At 56.0% G+C, this 26,653-nt stretch carries 26 protein-coding genes and 1 pseudogene; 15 read left to right on the forward strand and 12 right to left on the reverse strand.

Annotated elements, in window-relative coordinates; genetic code table 11:
• Nucleotides 1-96: 96 nt before the first annotated feature.
• The 5 genes and pseudogenes from DFR37_RS21785 to DFR37_RS21805 form a co-directional block, all read right to left on the reverse strand.
• Nucleotides 97-576: pseudogene (locus tag DFR37_RS21785) on the reverse strand (ABC transporter ATP-binding protein); the annotation flags it as partial.
• A 5-nt stretch (nucleotides 577-581) separates the two neighbouring features.
• The gene (locus DFR37_RS21790) at nucleotides 582-1,337 is read right to left on the reverse strand and encodes an ABC transporter ATP-binding protein (RefSeq protein WP_113935262.1); all 756 of its coding nucleotides are present in this window, start codon (nucleotides 1,335-1,337) and stop codon (nucleotides 582-584) included.
• Nucleotides 1,334-2,341, reverse strand: coding sequence for a branched-chain amino acid ABC transporter permease (locus DFR37_RS21795; RefSeq protein ID WP_113935263.1), 1,008 nt, complete (start codon nucleotides 2,339-2,341; stop codon nucleotides 1,334-1,336). The genes DFR37_RS21790 and DFR37_RS21795 overlap by 4 nt, the downstream gene beginning before the upstream one ends.
• On the reverse strand, nucleotides 2,341-3,258 hold the full coding sequence (locus tag DFR37_RS21800; RefSeq protein ID WP_113935264.1) for a branched-chain amino acid ABC transporter permease: 918 nt from the start codon (nucleotides 3,256-3,258) through the stop codon (nucleotides 2,341-2,343). The genes DFR37_RS21795 and DFR37_RS21800 overlap by 1 nt, the downstream gene beginning before the upstream one ends.
• A gap of 201 nt (nucleotides 3,259-3,459) precedes the next feature.
• Entirely contained in the window at nucleotides 3,460-4,635 is a 1,176-nt protein-coding gene (locus DFR37_RS21805) for an ABC transporter substrate-binding protein (RefSeq protein ID WP_113935265.1), read from the reverse strand.
• A gap of 275 nt (nucleotides 4,636-4,910) precedes the next feature.
• Between DFR37_RS21805 and DFR37_RS23605 the strand changes: the two genes are divergently transcribed.
• On the forward strand, nucleotides 4,911-5,345 hold the full coding sequence (locus DFR37_RS23605; protein WP_170139987.1) for a MarR family winged helix-turn-helix transcriptional regulator: 435 nt from the start codon (nucleotides 4,911-4,913) through the stop codon (nucleotides 5,343-5,345).
• A gap of 22 nt (nucleotides 5,346-5,367) precedes the next feature.
• Nucleotides 5,368-6,503 (forward strand): IS3 family transposase gene (locus tag DFR37_RS21815; protein ID WP_379975671.1). Its coding sequence is split into 2 segments (ribosomal slippage): nucleotides 5,368-5,632 and nucleotides 5,632-6,503, totalling 1,137 coding nucleotides; the frame shifts between segments, so codons are not numbered across the junction.
• A gap of 99 nt (nucleotides 6,504-6,602) precedes the next feature.
• On the opposite strand, the gene DFR37_RS21820 is transcribed toward DFR37_RS21815, so the two are convergent.
• From DFR37_RS21820 to DFR37_RS21835, 4 genes are read right to left on the reverse strand one after another with little or no spacing between them, the layout of a single operon-like run.
• Nucleotides 6,603-7,730, reverse strand: a complete 1,128-nt coding sequence (locus DFR37_RS21820; protein ID WP_170139988.1) for an FAD-dependent oxidoreductase — start codon at nucleotides 7,728-7,730, stop codon at nucleotides 6,603-6,605.
• Between the two features lie 37 nt (nucleotides 7,731-7,767).
• Nucleotides 7,768-8,772: a 2,5-dihydroxypyridine 5,6-dioxygenase NicX family protein gene (locus DFR37_RS21825; RefSeq protein ID WP_113935284.1), complete on the reverse strand. Its 1,005-nt coding sequence runs from the start codon at nucleotides 8,770-8,772 to the stop codon at nucleotides 7,768-7,770.
• A gap of 30 nt (nucleotides 8,773-8,802) precedes the next feature.
• Nucleotides 8,803-9,792: a substrate-binding domain-containing protein gene (locus tag DFR37_RS21830; RefSeq protein ID WP_113935285.1), complete on the reverse strand. Its 990-nt coding sequence runs from the start codon at nucleotides 9,790-9,792 to the stop codon at nucleotides 8,803-8,805.
• Nucleotides 9,793-9,809: 17 nt separating this feature from the next.
• Complete coding sequence (locus tag DFR37_RS21835) at nucleotides 9,810-11,114, reverse strand: Rieske 2Fe-2S domain-containing protein (protein ID WP_113935269.1); 1,305 nt, start codon at nucleotides 11,112-11,114, stop codon at nucleotides 9,810-9,812.
• Between the two features lie 173 nt (nucleotides 11,115-11,287).
• On the opposite strand from DFR37_RS21835, the gene DFR37_RS21840 reads away from it, so the two are divergent.
• The 8 genes from DFR37_RS21840 to DFR37_RS21870 all read left to right on the forward strand — a co-directional run bounded on the left by DFR37_RS21840 (nucleotide 11,288) and on the right by DFR37_RS21870 (nucleotide 18,088).
• A complete protein-coding gene (locus DFR37_RS21840; RefSeq protein ID WP_113935270.1) occupies nucleotides 11,288-12,553 on the forward strand; it encodes a Gfo/Idh/MocA family protein in 1,266 nt (421 codons plus the stop codon).
• A complete protein-coding gene (locus tag DFR37_RS21845; protein WP_242341943.1) occupies nucleotides 12,519-13,067 on the forward strand; it encodes a MarR family winged helix-turn-helix transcriptional regulator in 549 nt (182 codons plus the stop codon). The genes DFR37_RS21840 and DFR37_RS21845 overlap by 35 nt, the downstream gene beginning before the upstream one ends.
• A 129-nt stretch (nucleotides 13,068-13,196) precedes the next feature.
• Nucleotides 13,197-14,447, forward strand: coding sequence for an SRPBCC family protein (locus DFR37_RS21850; protein WP_170139989.1), 1,251 nt, complete (start codon nucleotides 13,197-13,199; stop codon nucleotides 14,445-14,447).
• A gap of 20 nt (nucleotides 14,448-14,467) precedes the next feature.
• Nucleotides 14,468-14,866, forward strand: a complete 399-nt coding sequence (locus DFR37_RS22880) for a hypothetical protein (protein ID WP_147251656.1) — start codon at nucleotides 14,468-14,470, stop codon at nucleotides 14,864-14,866.
• A gap of 28 nt (nucleotides 14,867-14,894) precedes the next feature.
• Entirely contained in the window at nucleotides 14,895-15,338 is a 444-nt protein-coding gene (locus DFR37_RS21855; RefSeq protein ID WP_170139990.1) for an ester cyclase, read from the forward strand.
• A gap of 44 nt (nucleotides 15,339-15,382) precedes the next feature.
• Nucleotides 15,383-16,585 carry an NADH-ubiquinone oxidoreductase-F iron-sulfur binding region domain-containing protein gene (locus DFR37_RS21860; protein ID WP_147251657.1) on the forward strand — a complete coding sequence of 401 codons (1,203 nt, stop codon included), beginning with the start codon at nucleotides 15,383-15,385 and terminating at the stop codon, nucleotides 16,583-16,585.
• Between the two features lie 134 nt (nucleotides 16,586-16,719).
• Nucleotides 16,720-17,055 (forward strand): (2Fe-2S) ferredoxin domain-containing protein, encoded by a 336-nt coding sequence (locus tag DFR37_RS21865; RefSeq protein WP_113935275.1) that lies wholly within the window; start codon nucleotides 16,720-16,722, stop codon nucleotides 17,053-17,055.
• 76 nt (nucleotides 17,056-17,131) lie between these two features.
• Nucleotides 17,132-18,088 (forward strand): AraC family transcriptional regulator, encoded by a 957-nt coding sequence (locus DFR37_RS21870; protein WP_113935276.1) that lies wholly within the window; start codon nucleotides 17,132-17,134, stop codon nucleotides 18,086-18,088.
• A gap of 23 nt (nucleotides 18,089-18,111) precedes the next feature.
• Here the strand turns inward: DFR37_RS21870 and DFR37_RS21875 are convergent, their stop codons facing one another.
• The 3 genes from DFR37_RS21875 to gcvA all read right to left on the reverse strand — a co-directional run bounded on the left by DFR37_RS21875 (nucleotide 18,112) and on the right by gcvA (nucleotide 22,128).
• Nucleotides 18,112-20,481, reverse strand: coding sequence for a xanthine dehydrogenase family protein molybdopterin-binding subunit (locus DFR37_RS21875; RefSeq protein ID WP_170139991.1), 2,370 nt, complete (start codon nucleotides 20,479-20,481; stop codon nucleotides 18,112-18,114).
• Entirely contained in the window at nucleotides 20,478-20,933 is a 456-nt protein-coding gene (locus DFR37_RS21880) for a (2Fe-2S)-binding protein (RefSeq protein WP_113935278.1), read from the reverse strand. The genes DFR37_RS21875 and DFR37_RS21880 overlap by 4 nt, the downstream gene beginning before the upstream one ends.
• A 304-nt stretch (nucleotides 20,934-21,237) precedes the next feature.
• Nucleotides 21,238-22,128, reverse strand: coding sequence for a transcriptional regulator GcvA (gcvA, locus tag DFR37_RS21885; protein ID WP_113935279.1), 891 nt, complete (start codon nucleotides 22,126-22,128; stop codon nucleotides 21,238-21,240).
• A 111-nt stretch (nucleotides 22,129-22,239) separates the two neighbouring features.
• On the opposite strand from gcvA, the gene DFR37_RS21890 reads away from it, so the two are divergent.
• From DFR37_RS21890 to DFR37_RS21910, 5 genes are all read left to right on the forward strand, one after another.
• Complete coding sequence (locus tag DFR37_RS21890) at nucleotides 22,240-22,989, forward strand: SDR family oxidoreductase (RefSeq protein WP_113935280.1); 750 nt, start codon at nucleotides 22,240-22,242, stop codon at nucleotides 22,987-22,989.
• 25 nt (nucleotides 22,990-23,014) lie between these two features.
• A complete protein-coding gene (locus tag DFR37_RS21895) occupies nucleotides 23,015-23,818 on the forward strand; it encodes an enoyl-CoA hydratase/isomerase family protein (RefSeq protein ID WP_113935281.1) in 804 nt (267 codons plus the stop codon).
• A gap of 21 nt (nucleotides 23,819-23,839) precedes the next feature.
• Nucleotides 23,840-24,991: a CaiB/BaiF CoA transferase family protein gene (locus DFR37_RS21900; protein WP_113935282.1), complete on the forward strand. Its 1,152-nt coding sequence runs from the start codon at nucleotides 23,840-23,842 to the stop codon at nucleotides 24,989-24,991.
• 67 nt (nucleotides 24,992-25,058) lie between these two features.
• Nucleotides 25,059-26,228 carry a thiolase family protein gene (locus DFR37_RS21905; protein WP_113935283.1) on the forward strand — a complete coding sequence of 390 codons (1,170 nt, stop codon included), beginning with the start codon at nucleotides 25,059-25,061 and terminating at the stop codon, nucleotides 26,226-26,228.
• A 19-nt stretch (nucleotides 26,229-26,247) separates the two neighbouring features.
• The coding region (locus tag DFR37_RS21910) for a DMT family transporter (protein ID WP_147251659.1) at nucleotides 26,248-26,653 on the forward strand (406 nt) is incomplete at its 3' end.

Raw genomic sequence — 26,653 nt, forward strand, 5'->3', positions numbered from 1 at the left:
CGGGCATGACTATTCAACGAAAAACACTGAGGAGTGGATTTTACTCATTGAGCAGCCTCACGCCCAAGTCAAGACGGTGTTCGCCGGGCGCTTACCCAGCAGGCGCGGATTGGTCATGAGCGCCCGGCCGATGGCCAGCATCTGCTGCTCGCCGCCCGAAAGATGCCCGCCCAGGTTGCCGCTGCGCTCTTGCAGGCGGGGGAAAAAATCGTACACCCGCTTGAGCGTCCATTCAGAGGTGCCGCCATGGCGCGAGGCCGCCCGCGCCGTGGCCACCAGGTTCTCTTCCACCGTAAGGTTGGGAAACACCTGGCGCCCCTCGGGCACCAGCCCCAGGCCCAGGCGCGCAATGCTGTACGAGGGCAAGGCGCTGGCCACCTGGTCGCAGAAGATGATCTCGCCCTGGGTGACCGGCAGCAGCCCGAACAGGCATTTGATGGTGGTAGAGCGGCCCATGCCGTTGCGCCCCAGCAGGGTCACGACCTCGCCGGCCTTGACCTCGAACGAAACGCCGAACAGGGCCTGGGCGTGGCCGTATGAGGCGTGGATGTCGCGAACTTCGAGTAGTGTCGTCATGTTTCTTATCCTATTGCCTCGTCGCCCAGGTACACCGCCTTGACCTCCGGATGGTTGCGAATTTCGTCGGGCGTGCCCGAGAACATGGCCTTGCCGTACACCAGCACGGTAATGCGGTCGGCCAGCGCGAACACGGCATCCATGTCGTGCTCGATCAGCAAGATGGTATGCGTGCCCTTGAGCCGCTTGAGCAGGGCCACCACGCCGGCCGACTCTTGGGCGCTCATGCCCGCCATGGGTTCATCGAGCAGCAGCACCTTGGGCTGGGCCGCCAGCGCCATGGCCAGCTCGAGCTGGCGGCGCTGGCCGTAGGCCAGTTCGGCCGCCGGCGCGTCGGCCAGTTCGGTCAGGCTGGTTACTTCGAGCGCCTGCCTGGCGATCTGCACCAGGTCTTGGCGGGCCAGCATGGGCTTCCAGAAGCGGAAGGCATGCTCTTTGGCGCCCATGGTCGCCAGCACGGTGTTTTCGAGCACGGTGAAGCCCTCGAAAATGGACGTGATCTGGTACGAACGCAGCAGCCCGCGCCGCGCCCGCTGATGGATGCCCAGGGCCGTGACGTTTTCGCCGGCAAACAGCACGCTGCCCGAGTTGGCCGCCAGTTCGCCCGAGAGCTGGTTGATGAGGGTGGTCTTGCCCGCCCCATTGGGGCCGATGATGGCGTGCAGTTCGCCCGGGCGCACGTCGATGGAGACCGAATCGGTGACCAGCAGGCCGCCAAAGCGCTTGACCAGCGATTCGGTACGCAGCATATAGTCGCTCATGCCTTGGCTCCTTTGGCCTGTTTGGCGCCGCCCGGGGCCGCGCCCGCCTTGCGGCGGCTGAATGAATCCAGGAAACCGGCAATGCCGGCCTTGCCCAGCAGGCCGATGAACACGATGACCAGGCCGAACACGGCCAGCCAGTGGTCGGTGAACATCTTGAGGATTTCTTCCAGGCCCAGGAAGGCCAGCGCGCCCAGTATCGGCCCGAAGACGGTGCCGATGCCGCCCAGCACCAGCATGACCACCAGGTCGCCGGAGATGATCCAGGACAGCGTGCTGGGCGAGGCGAAGGCGTTCAGGTTGGCCAGCAGCATGCCGGCCACCCCGCACAGCATGGCCGACAGCACGTACGAGGCCAGCAAGTAGTGATTGGCCGGGAAGCCCACCGCCCGCACGCGCCGCGTATTTTGCCGCGCGCCGCGCAACACCATGCCGAAGGGCGAGACGCGCAGCCGGGCCGTCCACCACGTGGCCAGCATGAGCAGGACCAGCGACACGATGTACACCTCGTACACCCCGCCCAGGTCGAGCCCGAAGAACTGGCTGGTGTGCGAGATGCTGGTGCCGTCGTCGCCCCCGTACTGCTTCAGGCTGACGAACAGGAAGTAGCCCATCTGGGCAAAGGCCAGCGTGATCATGATGAAGCCGATGCCCGAGGTGCGCAGGCTGATGGCCCCGGTGATAAGCCCCGCCACGGCGCAGCTGGCCAGGCAGAAGAACAGGTGCACCCAGCCGTTGTCGATGCCGTAGAAGGCCGGCAGCGCCACGCTGTAGGCCCCCAGCCCCATGAACAGGGCGTGCCCCAGGCTGACCAGGCCGCCAAAGCCCAGCGCCAGGTTCAGCGCCACCACGGCGATCGCGTAGATGAGGATGCGGGCGAAATAGGCGACGTAGAAATTGTGGTCGGTGACGTGCCCCCACACCGGCACCAGGATGAACAGCAGAAAAATGGCCAGGGGCACGATGGTGCCGGCCTTCCAGATATTGCTTTGACTTGTGGACATTATTTCTTGGCTCCCGCAAACAGCCCTTGCGGACGGATGGCCAGCACCACCGCCATCAAGACGTAAATGAGCATGGACGCAATGGCCGGCCCCGCGGCATTGGCGATGTCGCGCGCCATGACCTCGCGCAGCAGCATGGGCAGGAAGGCCCGGCCCAGGGTGTCGACGATGCCCACCACCAGGGCGGCATAGAAGGCGCCGCTGACCGAACCGATGCCGCCGATGACGATGACCACCAGCGTGGTAATCAGCACCGGCTCGCCCATGCCCGACTGCACCGACAGGATGGGACCGGCCATGACGCCGGCCAGGCCGGCCAGCGCGGCGCCCACGCCGAACAGCAGCGCGTTCAGGAACTTGATGTTGATGCCCAGCGCCCCGATCATCTGCGGGTTGACCGACCCGGCGCGGATCAGCATGCCCAGGCGCGTTTTATGGATGAGCCAGTACGAGCCCACCGCGGCCAGCAGGCCCGCGATGATGATGGCGAAGCGGTACGACGGGTAGGTGATGCCGAACAGGTTGACCGTGCTGTCGAGCCACGAGGGCACCGGCAGGAAGTAGGGCTGGGTGCCCCAAATGATCTGCGCCATTTCATTGAAGAACAGCAGCAGGCCGAAGGTCACCAGCACATGATCGAGGTGGTCTCGCGAATACAGCCGCGAGACCGCCGTTCGTTCGAGAATGATGCCCACGATAATGCATCCGCCCACTGCCGCCACGATGGCCAGCAGGAACGAACTGGTGTGGTTATAGGCGGTGGCCCCGAAGTAGGCCCCCAGCATGTACAGCGAGCCGTGTGTCAGGTTCACAAAGCTCATGATGCCGAAAACCAGCGTCAAGCCCGCAGCCAGCAAAAACAACAGCACGCCGTACTGCACGCCGTTGAGCAGCTGCGATAAAACAAGTGTAGTCATTCATTACCCTCTTGGATGTAGTTCTACGCCCAATACGTCGCACTTGACCTCAACCAGCCTGCAATAGAAGCACGCCACATACTGAGTCGTAAGCGGGACCAAGCGAACACTGGGCCGGAGTCCGAAATCGGACTCCGGCCCAGCTACGGATGGATCATCGTCTCGTGGAGTTGTCCTGCTATGAGAACAGGATGCAGTGCACTACAAAGGGCAGAGTTGATGGTATGAGTCTTGATGCTCAGGTAGAGGAGTGTCGATAAGCTTGCTCTTTAGCTCTCCGTCTTCCTTCACGATCTGAAAGGCGTAATAGTTCTGGATGGGCATGTTGTTATTATTGAAGCGGAACGGCCCGCGAACAGATTCGAATTTGGCCCCCGCATCGTGCACAGCCTTGGCAAAAGCTTTTTGATCCGATACATCGCCATCAAGAGAGGCAATCGCGATATCAAGAATCGATGCGGCATCGTATCCCACAGCTGAATATGAATCGGGAAGCTCGTCGTACTTCTTCTGAAATTCCGCGACAAATTTCTTGTTCGCGGGATTGTCCAGCGTTGGAGAATAGATGTTGCCGCTAACGATCCCCAAGGCGGTGTCTTGCAGAGCAGGCAAATTGGAGCCATCGACTGTGAACACGGAGTACACAGGAAGCTTCTTGGTGATCCCCGCCTGACTAAGCTGTTTCGTGAAGTTGACCCCCATGCCGCCGGAATAGAACATAAAAAGCGCATCTGGGTTTTCCGCCTGTAATTGTGTGATTTCCGCAGAGTAGTCGGTCTGGCTTAATTGTGTATAGACCTCTCCGACAATGTTGCCTTTATAAAAACGCTTGAATCCTTCTAGCATATCTTTGCCCGCCTGATAATTTGGGGCCATTAGATACACATTCTTATAGCCGCGGTTTTGCATCATCTTACCTATCGACTCTCCATATCCATCGTTCTGATGAGCGGCGGAGAATACATTGGGCGCACAAGAGGCTCCCGCCATTGGCGAAGGGCCCGCTATCAATGCGATGGAAACCTTCTCAGATTCCTTCAAACGCGGCAGAGTACTCATAAGTATGTTTGAAAAGCCAAGGCCGATAATAGCGTCGACATTGTCCCGACCTATGAACTGCCTAACGACCTGCACGGCAACTTCCGGCTTTAATTGATCGTCACCGGTGATCAGCTTGACTTCTTGACCACCGAGTTTCCCACCTCTCATGTCCAGACCCAGACGAAATCCATCCAGATTGCCCAGTCCCTGGACGGCCTGAGTACCCGTCATTGGCCCGATAAAACCAATTTTTATCTCGGCGCTCGCGCTGATAGAGAACATCAGGGCAGTGGTGATCAGCAGCAAACTCGATAATTTCGAACTACGTTTTTTCATAGCTGAGTCTCTTCGTGTAGTAGGGCGTAGAGTCTCCCATATCGTCGAGCAGAAGCTCGGGCGAGACAGGGAGAAGGGCTGGAAATGACATTAAAAGAAGATATAAATCGAAAATTAGATATCTAATTTTCCACAGTGTATACATCGCTTATACTGTCCGTAACTAGTAATTTCCCCTAGGGAAAAACGCCGGCCAAGACAAAATTACTATGTATACATCGTAAAATATGTATAGCGGCCTCTCGGTCAGTCCTCTAAAGAAAGGTACTTACGCAATGGAAAGCTCACGTGCCAAAGTTCATCGGGCGCATCTGGGTTCTGTATTGCGCCGTCTTTATCAGAAGAATCAGGCGCTTTTCGCTGAACTAAGTGTGGATCCAACAATCACGTCGACGCAAACAGCAGCCCTTTGCGCATTGCACGAAGAAGGACCTTTATGTCTTACGGATTTAGGTATGGCTACGGCTATGGACCTAGCGACAATGCGCGGAGTAGTGGCCCGCTTACGACGTAGCGGTTTGGTCACACTGGCAGGCGACCCTAGCGATAAACGTAGAGTCATAGTCAGCTTGTGTCAGAAAGGGGCTGATTATGTTGCACGAATGCAGCCGGTATTCATACAACTGGATAAGAAGAGCTTCGAACAGAGGTGGCGGCGGAAATTCAGACAGTCCGATAAGTGGGGAGCTCAGGGCCTGATCCGGCGATAATGCCGGTAAAGGAACCAGAGAGATGACCAAGAGAACGAGACGAACACACTCAGCGGCGTTCAAGGCCAAGGTGGCCTTGGCGGCGATCAAGGGGGATCGCACCCTGGCCGAACTGGCTCAGCAATTTGATGTGCATCCGAACCAGATCACGGAATGGAAGCGGCAGTTGCAGGAGAAGGCGGCGGACGCATTCGGGTCGGCAGGACAGAGCAACAACGAGCCCCCGGTCGATCTGAAGGTGCTGCATGCCAAGATCGGCCAGCTCACGCTGGAGAATGATTTTTTAGAAAGCGCGCTCACCAAGGCGGGATTGCTGAGCGCAAAGCGATGATAGACCGTACGCATGCACTGCCGGTGTCACGCCAGGCCAAATTGGTGGGAATTGCTCGATCGAGCGTGTATTATCAGGCCCGGCCCGTGGGCGATAGAGATCTAATGTTGATGCGCCGGATCGACGAGCTGCATCTGGAATTTCCGTTTGCCGGGGCCCGCATGCTGGCGCGACTGCTGCGTCGTGACGGCTATGAGGTCGGCCGACGACATGTGCGCACCTTGATGAAACGCATGGGCGTACAAGCTTTGTATTGCAAGCCCAACACAAGCCGGCGCAACGTCCAGCACAAGGTTTGGCCGTACCTGCTGCGCGATATGCGGATTGATCGGGCCAATCAGGTGTGGGCGCTGGATACAACCTATATCCCGATGGCTCGGGGCTTTATGTATCTGACCGCAGTTGTAGACTGGGCCAGTCGCAAGGTTCTGGCTCATCGGGTGGCCATCACGCTGGAAGCGGTGCATGCCGTTGACGCCTTGGAAGAAGCCTTTACCCGCTACGGGTTGCCTGATATCGTCAATACCGATCAGGGCAGCCAATTCACAGCCAGCGCCTTCGCTGAAGCGGTACAAAGCCGAGGCATCCGGTTATCCATGGATGGCAAGGGAAGCTGGCGCGACAACGTGTTTGTCGAACGGGTATGGCGCAGCATCAAGTACGAGGAGGTGTATCTCAAGGCCTACGACTCGGTCAGCCAGGCCAGGCAGTCCATCGGGGCGTATATCCAGTTGTACAACCAGAGGCGCCCTCACTCCAGTTTGGCCGATCAGACCCCCGATGAGGCATACTTCGCGATGCTGCCTGCGATTAAAACGGCAGCATGATGTGCCCGGAGCGTTCCACTTAAAATCTCAAAATACTGTCCAAACAACCGGAGCCACCTCTCCATATCATGTGTGTCACAACTACAGCCTGTAATTTATTCATTCCCTTAATTCGCAGACGCCGGCGTCAAATCCCAATGCCCACTCCGTCTCTTGTGGATAGGCGAGCCACGTGTGATCGCTTGAAACCTTCTGAATCAGCGAAGTGCGGTCTATACGGTTTTTTCGGTACATCTCGAAGGCAAAGGAAGGATCGGTTGGATGAGCCTGAAGACAACGTGTTAGAATCGCTGCGTCCTCGAATGCCATGCCTGCTCCTTGTCCCATATATGGCGACATCGGATGGCAGGCGTCGCCTAACAGGACGGCATGGCCGTCCGACCACACGGGTAACGGTTTTCGAACAAACACCGGCCACTTTGTGATTGCCGGTGCGGCATCAATCAACGCAAGCACTTCGGGGTGAAACCCAGCATAACAGGCTCGGACTTCGTCGTTGGCTACATTAACGGGGTGTGTCCCCCCATTCCAATCAGCTTGTGGGGCACCCGTTACGAAGTAAATCTCGTCGCTATCCTGGCTGAGGGGATAAGTGAGGAAATAGCGCGTATGCTCGGGATCCCAATGTCGCTTATCTGACCACCATTTAGTGCTTTGATCGAGTGCCACATGGTGACCGCGCACCAATGATGAAGAGAAAATGGAGAGATAGGCGATGTATCCGGAATATTGAGGACTCTCAGGGCCCAACAGAATTTCTCGAACGCGAGAATTGATACCGTCAGCCCCTATCACAATATCCGCATCGGCGGATGTTCCATCGGCAAACTTCAGGCTTACAGAGTCGCTCTTCTGATCCAGTCCTTCCAGGCGTTTGCGCGAATGAAATGTCCCAGGTTTTAGAGCGCGCAGAAGGACATTCAGAAGATCAGCGCGGTGCACTACGACCCAGTCGCTAAGGCCCTCGGGCTCGAAAATGATCTTACCAGTGTCCCAAACCCGACTTTGCCAGCGAGAAATTGGAACACCAGCATCGCGGATGGGCGTGTCAAGGCCTAGCGCCGCCAGAACTCGCATGGTGTTTGCCTGCAATTGAATGCCCGCCCCGACACGCTGGATGTCAGACGCTTGTTCGTAGACATGCACGTCGAAGCCCGCACGTTGGAGAGCTACACTAGCTGTAGCCCCGCCGAGCCCCCCACCAATAACAGCAATACGTAGAGACATATTAAATTGGCCCATTCCTTTCATTTGTTCGGTTCGCTCAGTTTTCCACTACTTGCCCGTTAATTACGACTGGCTGATCGTCGAGCAACAGGGTGCATCCCAGCATGGGCATGTCGAAGTGACCTAACGTCGCGCGCGTGCCACCCACTTCCAGGTTGGGCCCTGTGGAGAACTGGACATTTCCAGAGAAAGACCGCGCGTCATTGCCGACGCTACTGGGTTCCGAAAGTAGAGCATCGAATTTGGAGCGCGGGTCTACGCCCCAGCCCATGTGCGCTACCGCATAAGCCTCGGGGTCATTGAACGACTCGAAGGCGTCGCGCAACATTTCCGCATCCAAACCTCCTTCAATCTTGCGGATATAGCCGCCTTCCACAGTCAAGGTCACGGGAGCATCCAGATATTTATTTAGGGGCCAGACCAAATCCCCCTTATTGAGTACGACGCGCCCATGGGTATCGCCCTCATTTGGCCAGGTATAAAAGAAAGCAGAGGGGAAATGGTCCCAGCGTCCCGGTTCGTCGGTGAATCCATACTGCTCGATTACGGGATAGTCGCCGATCTTCATGTGAAGGTCCGTGCCGGCCTCTGAAGTAACTCGAAGTTGACGAGCCTTCCTGAGCTTTGCCGCGCCCCGCTTTACGGACAGACGAAGTTCCTCGGTGGGGAGGTGCCGCATCAGGACGCTAGGCGGTTCTACGACCAATAGAATCCTGGTGCCCGCTGCAAGTACCTCGGCCTGCTCGGGTGAGTGCAACAGAAAGACGAGGTCAACCACAAAATCGGCTGCCTTGAGCGCCTCGAGGGCTACGCGGTTTCCCGCGACGGGTGTATTGCCTACGGAGCCATCCTTGCGCCCCGGTGGGGTAACGGTACGAAGTTCAAATGCTTTGGCTCCTATATTCAGCAGTGCCTGAAGGGCGGCGGCTGCATAGCCTTCGCGGCTTTTGTCACTTGACAGGACAATCGCGCTTTGTGCAGGCGTTACCTTGCAAAGTTCAAACTCCGCCTGGAAAAGTTTTACAAGCTTGTCGGCTTCCATATCCATATGCTCCTCGCTTCTATAAATTGATCATATTTTTGTTGTTTCATAGGTGGCTGGATGAAATATTTCATCAACGCTCATTAATCGCGGTGACAGGCCCTGGGCATGGTGATGTTTGGCGAATGCCTCGATCGTTTTTATATTGGGAGCCACACCGTAAGACCAATAGTCTTCGCCCATTAATGACTTGGCAGCTTTGAGCTGCTCCTCGACGAATGGCAGCGTGACTTTAGTGGCGGATGTGTCGCTTAATCGGTCTACGGCGAATTGCTTGGCTTGTTCGAAGGCCTTGTAAACAGCGTTGGCCAGCCAAGGATGCTGCTCAAGCAGCGTCTTGCGGATACCCACCACATGCATGATGGGGAATATTCCTGTGCGCTGGTAGTAGTCTTTGGCAACGCTGGTCGGATCGGAAAACAGCCAGCCCACGTCAGGGTTGCCAATAGCAGGATGTCCTGGCGGGCGAGGGGCTATGAAGCCCTGAATCTCGCCACGATCCAACAGGCGAGAAATTGTCTCTCCCTCAGGTGCATTTTCTAGCCGGATGTTGGCGGGCAAATTCAACTTCGCTTTTTCCGGTCGGCCTGGCTGGTCGATGCCGCCTCGAACCCAGGTCACGCTTGCCCCATCCACACCGTAATCGTCGGCCAATAACGCGCGGGCCCATACGTTTGCGGTGAGTTGGTACTCGGGCAGCCCAATGCGTTGTCCTCTCAGGTCTTCAGGGCGCTGGATGATGTCCTTTCGCACGTAAATCGAGGTGTGACGAAAAGCCCGTGATAAGAACACGGGAATCGCCACATAAGTGTTTTGCCCCGTTGAGGCCTTTACCAAATGGCTGGAGAAGGACATTTCCGTGATGTCGAATTCGGCATGCCTGAAAGCCCTGAAGAAAGTTTCTTCGGGTGACAATGTCATATAGACAGGGTCGACCCCGTCGATCTGTACATTGCCGTCCAGCAAAGCACGGGTGCGATCGTAGTCGCCCATGGCAACAGACAGCTGTAATTTGGCCAACTTGTTCTCCTCGGGCACTAGGCTTGTGAAAGGGGTTGAATTGCTTCTGCGTTCGGGTCCCAGACCGGCTTCACGTGATAAGCCCTCCAGTCCGACTTCTTGGGCACCATGGTTTGGAAGGAGCAGATTTCTTCGGGTATTGCATCTTCTCCGGCACCGATGACTTTGCCGGTGCTTTGAAAATCACGTACTGCCTTGAGCATCTGCTTACGGAACTCTACAACTGCAATGTCACTGGCGCCCAGGTGGTCGGCACACCGGTCGGCTATAGCACCCATCGTGCACCACATTGCGACGTCTTGGTTAGGAAAACCCTTTATGCCGGTAAAGTTTCCTGTCTTCATGGCAGCGCGATCCTGCCAATAGTTGTTTTCCTTGTTTCTAAAGGGGCGATAGAGATGATCCAGGTCTTCACCGACAGTCTGCCCAAGAAACTTGCGCCAGGAATCGGTGTCTGGGGTTTGAGACGGGTGGCCCCAGGCGATGAAGTAGAACACTGTCGTGAAGTCATCGGCGGGTACGTTGATATTTGCGACGTTATAGAGATTGTTGGGGGGGATGAGCGCCGTCGCAGGCGCGACAAATACGGTAGAGCGAACATAGTCATTCTGGTCGGGATCGTGAATGGGCGTGCGTATGGCAGCGTATCTGAACCCGTATGACGTGCGTTCTATCTGGAGACGAGGAGCCTTATCGTTAGAGGGGCGTAGCCACAAATCGGTTGTCGCTTTTGCCCCGTCGACTTCTGCAGGCACCATGTCAGACGAATGCAGGCTGGAGCTATGTGCGGAGTCGATCGCGCCTTCAAGCACCTGGGCCCAGTTGCATGGCAAGACCACTTTTGCGATGGCAACCTTGGTGTCGGCAGTGGGAGCCCATTGGGGCGGACGAAACTCGGGCATGCTTTCGGTAGAGCCCAGGTAGGCCCACACCACCCCGCCCCATTCTTTAGTAGGGTAGGCCGGATGTTTGATGCCGGCCGCCATTCTGTTGCCTGCGGGCTCGGACACCATTTCCAGAATGTCTCCGTGAATATCAAATTTCCAGCCGTGATACAAGCAGCGGAGGCCGCCCTCTTCGTTACGGCCTAAGACAAGGGAAGCGCCTCGGTGCGGGCAGTGCTCAGCCAGAACTCCGACGTTTCCCGCCGTATCACGGAAGACGACCAGCTCTTCACCCAATACTTGAGCTCTGACGGGAGTACCGTCTGGTTCCCCCACCTCTTCAATCAAGCATATCGGCATCCAATAGTGGCGCATCATCTGGCCCATGGGGGCATCACCCGTTACTCGGGTCAGCAAAGCATTTTCTTCTGGTGTCATGAGTGTTTCCTTGCGGAGTCGATGTACATACTGATAGCGCGTGCGGCAGCTATGGTCAGCATTAGGCGCACCCCGCCGACTTCAGAAAGTTTCTAATTCGGCGCAATTTAATTAGATATCTAGTCGTGTATGGGTTAATAGTATTAGATATCTAAGTATGAGGCAAGACCTTTATGCAGACTGGCGACAGAAATGATGCGATCGGGGTGGGAGTGATCGGTTTAGGACGCGCGTTTACCCTGATGCTACCTACTTGGGTTCAAGACGAACGTGTGAGGCTTGTTGCGGCAGTCGACCCCCGTATACAAGCGTGCGAGCAGTTCAGAAATGATCTTGGTGGTGCGACCTACGACACTGTCGGGGAATTGTGCACCGACCCGGCGGTAGAGGCGGTGTACATAGCTTCACCTCACCAGTTTCATGCAAAGCAAATGGAAATAGTCGCCGCGGCTGGCAAGGCGATTCTGGTTGAAAAACCGCTTGCCATTACATTGGAGGAGTGTTTTCGCATTGTGCAGATTGTTGACACGACCCAGGTGCCCGTCATTGTAGGTCACTCGCACAGCTTCGATGGGCCAGTGCTGCATGCGGCCACCCTCCTTAGCCAGGGCCGTTTTGGCGACGTGCGTATGGCCCACGCACTGAACTACACGAACTTCCTGTATCGCCCTCGCCGTCCCGAAGAATTAGATACCGCTCAAGGCGGTGGGGTGGTATTTAGTCAGGCTGCGCATCAAGTCGATACTATTCGAATTTTAATGGGCGGCATGGTAGAGAGCGTAAGGGCGCATACGGGGCGGTGGGACTCCAGCCGTCCAACTGAGGGCGCATATAGCGCTCTATTGTCGTTCCAGGGTGGTGCATTTGCTTCGCTGACCTACAATGGGTACGGGCATTACAACAGCAATGAGTTGATGGGCCATGTGGACGAAATGGGATATGAACGGCAGACTTCGGCGTTCGACTATACGCGCGGAGCCCTTTCTATGGTGGATGAAACGAGCGAGACCCGATTGAAACAGGCTCGCAACTTCGGTGGCGACGACTATCGTCGGGAGATGCCGGCATCGACACCGCACCACCAACATTTTGGGCATATTCTCGTGTCAGCAGACAAAGCCGACATCAAGCTTACAACCAAAGGGCTCGACATTTATCAGGGTGGCAGCCGCTCGTTTGTCGCGACTCCAAAAAGTAGTGTGCCAAGGGCGGAGGTAGTAGACGAGCTCTGGGCCGTAGTTCGGGAAGGTATGGAGCCGTTGCATGGTGCGCGGTGGGCAAGGGCTACAATGGAAGTATGCTTCGCCATATTGGAATCAGCGCGTACAGGTAACGACATCAGACTGCGTTTTCAAGTCGCGCTTAGCCGTAAATTGTGCCCAAGGCCTGACAAAGGTAGCCACAGTGGAACAAAACAGAAGAAAAATCCCGGATCGTAATCAATGGCATGAATCGTTTCCCGAAGAGCGTCTGGCTCATCTGCTTAAAGATGCGCGAAGAGCTATGGAGCGTGCCCTGCAGATCCGCTTGATAGAGCATTCCGTTGCATTCGGGCATTGGATGTTTCTGCGAGTGCTATGGGAGCACGACGGGCTGTCTTTGCGGCAGCTTAGCGACCTAGCTGGGGTATCTTCGCCTACCGCGTTTTCAGCCCTTAAGGCTATGGAGTCACAGGGGTATGTGCATCGCGAACGGAAGAATGACAATAGAAAAGTCCTGAAGATCTATCTCACAGAAAAGGGACGCCAACTAAAAAGTTACCTTGTTCCTCTGGCGGAAGAGGTAAACGCGGCTGCCATCGATGGGCTTTCAATGAACGAGGTGCTGGTCGCACGAAAGGTGCTGATCACCATCGCTGAAAACCTCGCCCTGTACGAAAAAAAAATCAGTGAAACTACCAACCGTGGCGTCCCGTCTACTCGAGAATTAGGAAGGTTGCTTCTGCCTGAGTAGCTAACAGTGTTTCTCCCTTAGTTGCGCCGTAGAGCAAACTTCCGTACGCGCGGTGACAAGAGCGCGTTGGCCTGCGTTCCTAGAATGTCCATACCACTAACGCGGTATCCATGGACTTCTGGAGCAGCCATGAAACTAAGTGATCTTGAAAACACACGCTGGACGCTCGACCATCCGGAACTTGGAACTGGGCCTGTCAGCATTGAGTCATATCGTTCGCCTGAGTTCTTCTCGAAGATGCGGGACAAAGTCTTCAAGAAGGTCTGGATAGCCTCCGGCAAACGCGTCGATGAAATTCCCAAACCCGGTGATTATTTTGTCGAGAACGTTGATATAACCAACGACTCAATCATTATCGTGCGAGGGCTCGATGGGGTAATACGCGGCTTTCATAACGTCTGCCGGCACCGCGGTACCCAGGTAGTTACGCAAGAGTATGGAAACGTCAAAGGGCGTTTCACCTGTATCTATCATGGCTGGTCGTATGGGCTCGACGGAAAGAACGTGCTCGTCACTGAAAAAGAGATGTTCTTTGATCCGGAAAAAATGGAAACGGACCTGGTTCCGGTAGCGGTTGATGTCTGGAAGGGATTCATCTTCTATAACCTCGATCCGGAACCGCAAGAGACGTTGCTGGATTACCTGGGCTCAGAGATTCAGGACCGTTATGGAGACTATCCGTTTGAGCAAACGACCGTGCTCGTTTCTTATCAGGCAAGCCTTGATACGAGTTGGCCGGTATTACGAGACTCGCAACTCGATGGCTATCACCTGAAGTACCTTCATCGCCGATCGGCGCCTGGTTTTATGGAGAGCGACGATGCGCCGTCTCGTCATGCGTGGGATTTCAAGATACTAGGAAAGCATGGTTCGGGAAGCTTCTATGGTAATCGGGCGAACATCACCGCCGACTTGTCCAAAGTGGTGCCCATTGGAGCTTTGGCCGCCAAGGTCGGCCGGACGTTCGCGAGTGACGCGGCAGCCATAGCACCGGTTGAGACATGGGCTAAGGGCGTGAACCCCAGGCGTAGTGAAAACTGGTTCTTCGACTACTTGTACATCTTTCCCAACATGCACTTTGTGTTCCTTGGGCACAACGCATACATCGTTCATAAGATGATGCCGGGCAAGGCATACAACAAGGCAAGCTGGAACGCGCGCTATTTCTCTCCGCCCGTCGAGGCAAAAGGCCTGACGTCGCGCTGGTCGGCCGAACACATGAAATACAGTCTGCGCGACCTGTGGCGAGAGGATGGAAACACAACCCTGGGGGCGCAGAAGTCCATTGACTCGGGTGTGTTCAAGCGCATGTACCTCCAGGATCAGGAGGTTCTTATCCGGCACGCAGAGAAAGTGCTTAACGATATGGTCTATTTCTGACAAAACTACGCGAGATGACTATGAACCAAGAGTTGCCCGAAGAATTCTCCGACTTGAGTCCGTTTATGCATTGGGCTCTACCCACGGAATCGTTGCGTCTGAAGAAACGCGAAGAGTCCACCATGAGAGAGATCAATGAGTTTTATGCGGCGATGTTGCCGCGGGCCGAAGCCATTCTTGAGTATTTCCGAGCCATTGATGAAAAAGTCATTGAGGGCGAGGAGATGCCGCAGGAAGCACAGAATCTGTTCACGCTGATGCTGGCCTTGTCAGAAGCGTCGCTGTCAGTCGAAATCCATCGCAGCCATACAGTGCCCGATGGTATGGCATGGGATGTATGGAAGCCCGAACATGAGACTCCGGCGTGGTCCCAAAAACCAAAAATCCGCTTATTCCCGGCTAACCAAGCCGCAACTTAACTATCCGCCATACGAGAGGAGAGATCGGATGAGTCCCAAGGAAACAGTGCAGGCATTTGTCGCTGCCCATAACAACCACGACATCGAGAAGATGATGACCTATCTTACCGAGGACAGCGTCATGATCGATGTGGCGTCGCCCATACCGCTGGATAGCAAAAAAGACGTTGCAAAGTTGTTCTCCATGATATTTGCCGCCATCCCCGATATCCATTTCGAGGTAAGCGGCCTGATTGAAGAGGGCGCCAAAGCCTTCGCAGCGCTGCGTACCACCGGAAACGGCAATGGTATATGGATGGGCAACGACATCACCGGAAAGCGTTGCGAGGTATTCGAAGGCATGTTTGTCGACGTGGTGAACGGACAGATCAAGACATGCATGTTCTATAGTGATACCGCCACGCTTTCACGCCAGCTGGCTGATTACGCGCCGGCGCTTCATATGGAAGCGGAAACTCCCAACATCATGTAGTGCCCGGTGGGCGGGCCTTGCGCCCGCCCGGGCGCTTGCTCGCCATGCAAAATATCTTTGATGAATCCGCCTTGACTGAACTAGCCTCGAGCCAGGGCATACCCGAACGGGTCGCCCCCGCTCTGGCCCGAGTCAGGCGTATGGCCCCAGAGTGGCTCCTCGACCAGGTTCAGGAAGCCGGGCTCGAGGGGAAGGGCGGGGCAAGATTTCCGTCGTATCGCAAGATGCGGCTTCATCGCCTTCAAGAGGCTCCCGTCAAGCACCTGATCGTAAATGGCGCAGAGCACGAGCCAGGCTCCAGCAAGGACAGTTGGCTGCTGACCCATCACCCCCGGGTGGTTGTAGATGGTGCACTGTGTGTTGCCCACGAAGTGGGGGCCACGGATGTCCATTTCGCAGTGAACGAAATAAACCAGGACGCCCTGCAGGCGATCAGGACTGCTGTAAACGACGTTCGGCGGACAGTCGTCAATCTGCCCAACATTCACGTTAACGTGGTTCCGGATGTGTATGTAGTGGGTGAAGAAACTGCCCTTATAAAAGCGCTTGAGGGGATGCCGCCAATGCCTGCCGGTCGGCCGCCCTTTCCGATTCAAAGCGGTTTGCATGGCAGGTCCACATTGGTGCATAACGCCGAAACGATGGCTCACGTGCCGTATATCGCGTTGGCCGGATCCGATATGTATAGAAGCATGGGCCCGACCGGCTTGGGCCCGACGCTTTGCACATTTGGGGAAGAGTTCGTACGCAGCGGAGTAAGACTGGTGCCGCAAGGGATCAGCATACAAGTGCTTATTGACGATTTTGGCGGTGGTCTTGGCTCTGGTCGCAAGATTGTGGCCGTTCAGCCAGGAGGACCATCGTCTGCTTTTCTGAGTTCGGCGGATTTCCATTGCACATTTGATGCTCCGTCGTTGAAAGCCGTTGGCTCTTCATTGGGGTGCGCCGCGGTGCGCGCATATGCGGATGTAGAGGCGGTAATTAACGATCTCAAAGAGATCGCCGATTTCTTCGCCGCGTCGTCATGCGGCCAGTGCCCACCCTGTGGTATGCAAACCAGGATGCTGGCCACGATTGTTGGTCAGCTTTCGGCCGGTAAGGCTCGAAGAAAGGCTATCGATCAAATACCTCTTATTGTCCAGGCCAACCAAGGGAAAGGGCTGTGCGGATTAATACAAATGCCCGTCTCCCCGATAGAAAGCCTGATCCGACTCTTCCCTGATGAGGTGGCAGAGCGAGTAATGTAAAACACAGGTTTTATGCACGATTAAGCCAAAAGTTGTGCGCTCTATGCCAAGAGAACTTGACCCCATCTACATAGACTGGGAGTCAGGTGAAGTGCGTGCGCCTGCAGAGAACAAAACGGAGACAAGCTGTGCCGATGGAAATATACGTTTGCAACAACATTGATTGTAAAAATCGCGGTTCTGAGCGTGTGGTGCAAGCGCTTAAGACAGAGTTCTCGCAGCCCACCGACGTGGCCGTTCATATTCATAAGTATTTGTGCTTTTCAGCATGCAATAGCGGCCCTAACGTAATTATTCCCGACAGAAGATGCTGGCTGTCTGCTGTATCCGAGGACGACGCCGGCATCGTCAGGGCAGTTCTGGAAGGTGCGGCACCTCCTGCAAGGCTGCAAGAGAAAAATACGCCCGAGTTGGAAGCCATGATATTGGGCATAATCGACGCGGGCTTGTTGGAGCCGGAAGACAGCTGAACTCGGGATAACCCACAATAGACAGCGGTATGAGCATGTTCGAATATACATAGCTGCTCATAAAGGACTTCCCGTCATGCACAAGTTCTACACAACTGAAAATGTGCCCGACAGTGATCGATCTGGCTACTGGAGCCAGGCCATTTGCGACGCCCTTTTCAAACTCAGGCTATCGGTAGCAAGCAAGGGTGCGTTTCGTGGACGAATAGATTGCTGGGATTTCACCACCAGTTCATTAATCAAGATTGACTCCGATGCCCTGGAAAGCCAGCGCTTGCGACAAGACTGCGACGGAGAAGAGCGCCAGATACTTCTTACCGTGCCGGTATCGGGCAGGGTTACCTTCAGCCAATTTGGGCGTACTGCTACCTGTACCGTTGGCCAAAGCGTGCTCGAGCTAGGTGAAGAGCCTTACGATATCGCCTACGGCGACAGTAGCACGATGTGGGTGTTGAAGATGCCCGCAGCAGCTGTGCGATTGCGCTTGGGCGACCCGCGGCGCTTCTCAGCACGGGGCTATGACATGCAAACCGGTATCGCGCGCTTGTTCTGCGATTATCTGCATTTGGTGGCGCGCGCATGTCGTACGGGCGCCGTCGAGGCATACCCGCAGATGGGGTCACATTTAATCGATCTGCTTGTCCTGAGTATGCAGTCAGAAACCGACGCCTTGCAGTCACAATCTTCCGCGGTAAAAGACGCGCATCTTGCTCGAATAGAATCCTATGTGCGTAAGCATCTTACCGATCCTGACCTTTCCCCCAGGTCCATCGCCGAAGGTTGCGGCATTTCTGTACGGTATCTTCATACGCTGTTCCGCGATACCGGCAACTCAGTTTCCTGTTGGGTGCGCAACTTGCGCTTGCAGTACGCATATGAGGCGCTGCAATGCGCCGACCGATACACCACCGTTGCCAATGTGGCGTATGCTGCAGGGTTCAGCGACCAGTCGAAGCTTACTAAAGCCTTCAAGAGTAACTATGGTCTGCTTCCCAGCGAGGTATTAGGTGGCGCACGCCCCAAGGGGGTTTAACGTAGGAAAAATGCGTTCACATGTTATGCGTCAGTTGCCTTACCGCGCAGGGCTTCCAAAACGTTCTCAGGAGTCATGGGCAGAGCATGCAGGTGTGTGCCAATAATTTGTGCTACCGCGTTATTTATCGCAGGGGCTATTTGCATCATTCCCAATTCTCCGACTCCCGCCATCGGGGCGCCCAGGTCAACAAGCTTGATCGTGATAGGGGGCGCATCGGTGCACCTTAATATTGGGTAGTCATGAAAATTCGTCTGCTGCACGGCTCCAGCGGAAACGTTGACGCGCTCTAGCAGCGCAACGCTCAATCCCTGTGTGATGCCTCCTTCCATCTGTGAAATCACAATATCGGGCTGCACCGCCATGCCTACGTCAACCGCGCACCAGATCTGATGCACGCGGATTTGGCCCGAGCTTTGATCAATCGACACGTCGGCCACCATTGCTACATGCGCATTGGAGTATGGCGTATAAGCGACCCCTAATGCTCTACCTCTTCTGTCGGGTGCCGGTCCTCGTTGGCCCCAGTCCGACATGTCGGCGACCGTTTGCAGCACATTAATAGCGCGGGGTTCAGCCCTGAGTTGTTTTAGGCGATACTGGATCGCGTCTACGCCTAATCTGGCTGCGATCTGGTTGATCAAGGATTCTTGTGCGAACTTTATTTGCGCTACCCCTATTCCACGCATATAGCAAATTGGGATGGAACGACGTGGAGTTATGACGTCAATGGCTTGAAGTGGAATGTCATAGGCATGTCGCGCACCGACCCAATTACCTGGATCAGTCTGTTGGTATAGCTCAAAGTAGTTGGGAAATAGTCTGGCCAACCACGAGTCGGCGACGATACGGTGACGGATGGCGCATATGGAGCCATCTTTCGTTGTCGTTGCTTCAATCTTGCACGCAAGAGCCTGCCTGAATGGATTGCGTTTGAGATCGTCTTCCCGAGTCCAGATGACCTTAATCGGACGCCGTATGGTCTTGGCGATATGCGCGGCGTCTACGATGGCTCCTGGTTCGAGACGGCGGCCGAATCCGCCTCCGACATAGGGAACATGCAATGTCAACTTCTCTGGTGGAATCTCCAGTATGGAAGCTACGGTCTGCAGGTCTACGGTGGGCCATTGAGTGCCTACCCAACCAAGTGCGGACTGGCCGTCGTCAGCGACGGCGATGGTTGCATTCTGGGGTTCAAGGGGAGCCTGATAAACCAACTCGGAAGTCATCTCGAACGTGTAATGCTCGCCAGTATCCGGGTAGCTTAGGACACGGCTCAACTCGTTGCGATCGCCCTGATGCCACGCTCGTACTGCTGGAAACGCGGGGTTCCGGGCCATGGAAGCGAACTCATCCAGCACGTCTTTGCTATCGTAGGGGTGAGCCGTAGTGTCCGATCGCCACTGGATACGTAGCTTCCGCCGCCCTTTATTTATAGCGGACATTCTGGAACCGATAACAGCGATTCCATAGGGCAGCCGAAGAATTTGTTCCACACCTGCGACTTTCAGTGCATCCGCGTCATCCACCTCGGTAGGGGTCGATGAAGGTGTGGGGCCGGTTTCTACCACCGCGTATAGCATCCCCGGCAGCTGTATGTCCATGGCGTATGAGGCGGTGCCTCGCGTTTTCTCTTCAATATCACGCCGGGACGCATCGGTACCAATCAACCGATATTTATCGCGGTGTTTGAGCGGGACGGCGTCATGTGTTTCGGCCCTGGGGGCGACAATGGACGGAGGAGGATCCCCGAAGTAGTCGTCTGGCGGCTGAGGGAGTTCGTCGAGAGCAAAGAAGCGTGGGAATGAGTCTGGCACATTGGCGTGTTCCAGCAGGTCACGGTATGCAATGCGACGACCACTTTCATGGTGCACAACAATACCTGGCTCGGTCGATAACGTGGTGGTCTCGACAGCCCATAGGCGACTGGCCGCGTCGAGCAACACGTAGCGAGCCTGGGCCCCAGCGACACGCAGTACATCGAAATAGCCGACGCATGTGCGGGATGCGGCGGTGATCTGAGTATTCCAGGCCAACGGGTTTCCATACAATTCGTCATTTACGCCAGCCTGGACGACTTTGGCGTCATTCCAGTCGATGTCTAATTCTTCCGCGACAAAGCGAGGCAGCGAGGTATGTGCCCCTTGACCCAATTCAAGCGCTGGGCAAACTATCTCGACACTTCCGTCGCTGAGAAAGCGTACCCAGATGTTGGGTGAAATGTGAGGTGAATGTTCGGATTCGCTATCGCTTGCCAGGATCGCGGCGCGGGCCGACGAAAGAATATCACTGCTGGAAAACATCACCGCGCATGTGATGGCCCCCGAGCGAACAAGAAACTCGCGACGGGAAAGTTTCCTGCTTGAGGGTGAAATCGTCAAGGATTTACTCATGCCTCGGCCTTCACAACTCGGAGAACAGCCCTTTTTATTCGTTGATACGTACCGCATCGGCAGAGGTTTCCGCTCATCCATTCTGTTATCTCCTCCTCGGAGGGTTTTGGGTTATTGGAGAGCAGTGCCGCTGCTTGCATGATCTGTCCTGACTGACAATAGCAGCATTGGGGCACTTGTTCGGAAATCCAAGCGATTTGGAGGGGATGATCGGCGTCAGGCGCCAACCCTTCGATAGTAGTGACCTCTTCTCCGGCGACTGTCGCTGCAGGAATCATGCATGAGCGCACGGCGTTCCCGTTCAAATGCACCGTACATGCTCCACATAGACCGGCGCCACAACCGAATCTTGTTCCTGTAAGCTTGAATTCGTCGCGTAGCACCCAAAGTAGCGGACTGTCCCCCACAGAGTCGTCCAGTTGTACGGTTTTTCCGTTCAAAGTGAATTCCATACTCTCCCGCCCCTAGCATCTCAATTTATGTTCGTGATGCATTATTTGCGTCGTTGGTCCGGCGGGCTTGCCGCAACGCGCACAAACGCTTGGCGAATCGTGCACAACTTTGCTCGACTAGCGCACGCTGAATCAGACCGGTATTCTAGGCGGCGTAATTCCATTTCAAGTAGGCGATCAAATCGGTGCGCTTCTAGGCGTCGGGGATTCCTGCATGGCCCATAGGAGTGCCTTGAACGACTTAACGGCGCAGCCAAAAGGGCGTTGAAGTGCCCTCATTCCGCATGATCTGTGAGTTCCTGATCTAACCTGATACTTCGGCCCGATTGATCAGCCAGTCGTGGAAGGCTTGCAAATCAGGGCTGATGGGCCGGTTGCCCGGCATAACGAAGTAGTAGGTGTATGACTTCATGTCGAGCTCATGGGGGAAGGCATAAACAAGATCCCCCCTCTCGATAAGCGGCAGCACCAATGCCTTCTGGGCTATGCCCACGCCCTGCCCTCGCATCGCAGCCTGGTAAACAAGCACGGAGCTTTCGTAGCTTCGATGGTGAAACGCGTCGAAATCCTTTTTCCCTTGCGATGCGAGCCAATGTTGCCAGTCGTCGGATCGCGCCAGCGTATGAAGCAACGTCGTCTTTTTGAGATCGTCCAGGGTATGCAGCGTCTTGGAGAGTGCCGGGCTGCACACGGCGGTGAGTATATTGGGTATCAGCGGCAAGGCTATCAGGCCGGGCCAGTTGCCGTCTCCGAGCCGAATGGCAGCATCCACGTTCTCGGTATCAAAATCCACCCATCGCAATGAGGTGGTGAGCTCTATGTTGATGTCCGGGAAAAGGCTGTGAAACGACGTTAGCCGGGGAATGAGCCAGTACATGGCAAAGGTTGTGTAGGCACGTATTTTTAATGCCTTGGACTCGGCCTGTTGAGAGGCTTCTCTGGTGGCATGCCGGATGGAGTTCAGTGCGGTGCTGACATGGGCATAGTATTTTTCTCCGGCGGGCGTCAGCTGAAGCCTACGATGGCTGCGGGCGAAGAGCGGCGTGCCCAGGTATTGCTCCAGTAGCTGTATCTGCTTGCTGACGGCGGCCGGTGTAACGTGCAATATGGCCGCCGCCTGCTGCATGTTCATCTGCTTGGCGGTAATTTCGAAAACACGCAGTGAATTGAGAGGGGGTAAGCTGCTTGTAGCCATTAGCACGACTCTTCGATTAACTTTAAGTTAATAAACTATAGCCTAAATATCGTTTGACGCTAATAGTCGCGGATTCCTAACATTCAATTATGTTAAGCATAGGAGACAGCGGTGAGCGCTAGGCGATTTGCGGTTGTAACAGGAGGGGCAAGCGGCATCGGCCTCGAGATCAGTGTTCAGTTCTCACGTGACGGATATGGTGTCGCCATTCTGGATCATGACCCTAAGGCATTGGATAAAGCCCAGGCCCAGTTCGCGGCCGACGGAAACAGTTGCATCGCCGTGGCGGCGGATGTGACCGACCGGACGCAACTGCAGACGGCTTTTCAGCAAATTCGCAGCCAGGCCGGGACAATCGACGTTTTGGTCAACAACGCGGGCATATCGCGTGACAGCCGATTGGTGAACATGTCCGAAGACGACTGGGACCTGGTGTTGAACGTCAATTTGAAATCGCAGTTTCTGTGCTGCAAAGAGGTTGTTCCCGCCATGATCGAGGCGGGGCATGGGCGCATCATCAATATTTCATCGCGTGCCTGGCTTGGTGGCTTCGGGCAGGCGAACTACTCCGCCTCAAAGGGCGGTGTGGTCAGCCTGACGCGAAGCCTCGCGATCGAGTTGGCCAAGGAAGGCATTACTGTCAACGCCATTGCCCCCGGCATTATCGATACGCCGTTGCTTCAAAGCTATAGCGCCGAAACACGCGAAAAACTTGCAAAGACCGTGCCTGCTAGGCGTGTGGGAAACCCCGCCGACGTTGCCCAGGCTGCCTTGTTCTTTGCCAGCGAGCAGGCGTCGTACATCACCGGCCAGACGCTCTATGTGTGCGGCGGCCGCTCCCTCTCCAGCCCCAGCGTGTAAGCCGTTGCGCAGATAGGACGGTTCCATGAGTATTGATCTGGTTGTGACAGGCCACGTGGCCGAAATCACGTTGAACAGGCCCCAGGCATTGAATGCGCTTTCGCCCTCTGCCCTGGTCGAGCTGAACGAGAAGCTGATGCAGGCGCGTGATGACAGCGAGGTGCGCGTGATCCTGCTGATGGGAAGCGGTGAAAGGGCTTTTTGCACGGGCGCCGATCTTAAGGATACGCTGCCGCCCGAGACGCCTTATGTCAATGGCTTCTTCGCTTCGCGGGATCAGTCTGTCGAAGCGGGCAACTATGCCCGGCTATTCAATATTTCCAGCCTCGAGATCGAGAAGCCGCTGATTGCAGCCGTAAACGGATACTGCGTCGGGGGCGGGTTGGAGATTGCCCTGCAGTGCGACTTGCGTGTGGCGTCCACGACAGCCCGTTTCGGATTGACCGAGCCGGTCGTGGGCAGTATTCCGGCCGTCGGCGGTGTCCCCTTGTTGTTGCGCGCCATTCCGGCCGCCGCAGCCATGCGCATGCTGCTTACCGGAGAGAAAATTACCGCTGAGAAGGCGCTTTCCTGCGGTCTGGTCAGCGATGTGTGGGAGCCCGAGGCATTGCTGGACGAAGCTCGAAAGCTGGCGGCAAGCATTGCATCCAACGCGCCGCTGGCGGTACAGATGATCAAGCGCCTTGCTCGCGACAGCGCCAACCTCTCCTTGAGCGAAGCCATCCGCCTCAATGACGTTTATTGGGGGCTGCTGCGCGATACCGAGGATCGGATCGAAGGGCGCAAGGCCTTTGCCGAGAAACGCCCAGCTGTTTTCCAGGGTAAATGAGCCGTGGGCGGGGAGTGTGAAATGAAAAGTATTTTGGCGGGCCTGCGGGTGGCCGACTTTACTCAAGTGGCCGCCGGTCCGACCTGCACCATGATGCTGGCGGACAGGGGCGCCGACGTCATCAAGATCGAAGCGCCCACCGGAGACCTGGGACGCCAGCTTGGCCCCCCGTGGCAGAATGGCCAGAGCGTGATCTACATGGCCTTGAATCGCAACAAGCGCAGCGTCGTGCTGGATCTGAAGACGGACGAAGGTATCCGGGCGGCCAGGCAATTGGTTGCGGGGGCGGACATTGTAGTCGAAAGCTTTCGGCCCGGGGTCATGCGCAGACTGGGGCTGGATTACGAGACGGTGCGCGCGATCAATCCCAAGCTGATCTACTGCAGCATCTCGGCCTATGGCCAGCGTAGTCCCGACGCCGGCAAGCCCGGGGTGGACGGCATCGTACAGGCGGTAACCGGCCTGATGAGCCTGTGCGGCCTGCCCGGCGAAGAGCCCAGCAAGGTGCAGACGCCCATCATCGACATGACGACAGGCATCCTGGCCACATTGGCTGTCCAGGACGCCTTGCTGCACCGGCAGGCGACCGGCGCGGGGCAATGGCTGGACGTCAGCATGTACGAAAGCGCCCTGCAGCTGCAGCAGACCTCATTAGCCAGCTATTTCTCTGATCGAGTGGTTCCTCGGCCCTGTGGCAGCGGCGCCCCGTATTCAGCACCCAACGAAGCCTATCCGACTCGCGACGGCTGGATCATGATTGCAGCCTATCATCCGCAGCGATGGCATGCCTTCTGCCAATTGCTCGGCTTGCAACAGTACGAGAAAGACGTCCGTTTCAGCACCTCGGGTGACCGAGTGCAGAACCGTCGCGAACTAGCCGACATCGTCGCTACCGCCTTGCGTAGCAAGACGACCAAGGAATGGCTGCCTCTTTTTGAAGCGGCCGACATCATCTGCGCTCCGGTTGCGAACTATGCAGACCTAGTGTCCTCGCCCACATTTGCCGCGGGCGGGTACACCGCCAGTTTTCAGCATAAAGAAGCAGGGCATGTCGAGTTTGTCCGCCCTTATGCACCTGCCGTCGCGAAGCCCTCTGATATATCGATCACTCCAGCGCCGGCGTTGGGCGAACATACAGAAGAAGTACTCGCCGGCCTGGCGGTGCTCAGATAAGAAGCTGGGCCCGGCGTCTACCAGCTTATCGATTCAAGCATTGAACAAAATGGATGGAGTCCTATAAATGAACAAGGTCGCGATCAGTGGTGTCGGTATGACACCGTTTGGAAAGTTCCTCGATCGGAATGTCAAGTCTCTATGTGAAGAAGCGGTAAGGAACGCGTTGACAGATGCCGGTGTCACTGTGGACGATGTACAGGCTGTATATTTTGGCAATGCTGCGGGCGGCACGGTCAATGGCCAGGAGATGATCAGGGCTCAAGCGGCGTTGCGAAATGCAGGTCTTGCCGGCAAGCCGATGTTCAACGTAGAGAACGCATGTGCCTCCAGTAGTACAGCCTTGAACTTGGCGTGGCTGGCGATTGCTTCGGGGCAATATGAAACAGCGCTGGTTGTTGGCGCAGAAAAGCTGTCGCATGAAGACAAGGCCGTGTCTTTCAAGGCGTTCGCGGGCGCAGTGGATATCGAAGAGCCCGTTCCGGAAGGCGTTGGCAAGGGAAGCGGATCCATCTTCATGGACATGTATGCCGCAAAAGCACGCAAGTGGATGAGTGCCTGTGGTGGCCAACCGGCAGATTTCGCGCGGGTTGTCGTCAAAAGCCGTCATGCTGCATCGCTTAATCCTTACGCCCAGTTCCGTAAAGAAACCACAGTGGACGAAGTCCTGAACAGCCGCATGATCAGCGAACCCTTGACGCTTTTCATGTGTTCATCCATCGGCGATGGGGCTGCGGCAATTTTCCTGTGTTCCGAGAGTTACGCCAAAAAGCTGGCGAACAAACCGGTTTACATTCGGGCGAGCAGCATTGTGTCCGCCATTCCAGGCGGGTCTGAAGTGGTCGCGATAAGGGCCGGCCGCGCGGCATACGAGCAGGCGGGCATCGGCCCTGAAGACATTCATGTAGCCGAACTGCACGACGCCTCGGCGCCAGCTGAACTGATCCACTACGAGAATCTGGGCTTCTGCGCACCGGGCGACGCGCCAAAACTGATCCGCAGCGGTGACGTAGATATTGGCGGCCGGATTTCCGTGAATCCCAGCGGCGGCTTGCTGAGCCGAGGCCATCCCTTGGGGGCTACGGGCGCCGCGCAAATTATCGAGCTGACATGGCAATTGCGTGGCCAGGCTGGTAAGCGCCAGCGCCCTGGGGCAATGGTTGCGCTAGCCGAGAATAATGGTGGACAACTGGCTGGAGATTCCGCCGTCGCACTGGTGACCGTGCTGTCCACCTGAACATTTGCAGGAGCAACCCATGTTGGGCGCGTTGAAGCAGCGGGTGGTAAAAGGGCTCTCCTCCGGCTTCCCGCCGCAAAAAAAAGGTGTCGGGTTACTTGTCGTAGCTATATTGATCTGGGGCGGAAACTGGCCGGTCATGAAGACTGGACTAGCCCACATCGACCCGTTCTGGTTTGCGACCGTGCGGTTCGTGCTGGGTATGACCTGCCTTTTTGCCTTGCAGATTGCTACCAAGAACCTGAAGGTTCCGGCTAGCCGCGACCTACCCGTATTGATCTCCGTGGGGCTGCTGCAAATGTTGGCCTTCACGCTGCTCGTCAACTACGCATTGCTTACCGCGGACGCGGGACATTCGGCGGTGCTGGCCTACACCACATCTGTGTGGGTGGTGCCGGCGGCGCATCTGTTCTTTGGCGAGCGCA

Origin of the sequence: Eoetvoesiella caeni, from assembly GCF_003315175.1 — a bacterium.
GTDB classification, from domain to species: domain Bacteria; phylum Pseudomonadota; class Gammaproteobacteria; order Burkholderiales; family Burkholderiaceae_B; genus Eoetvoesia; species Eoetvoesia caeni.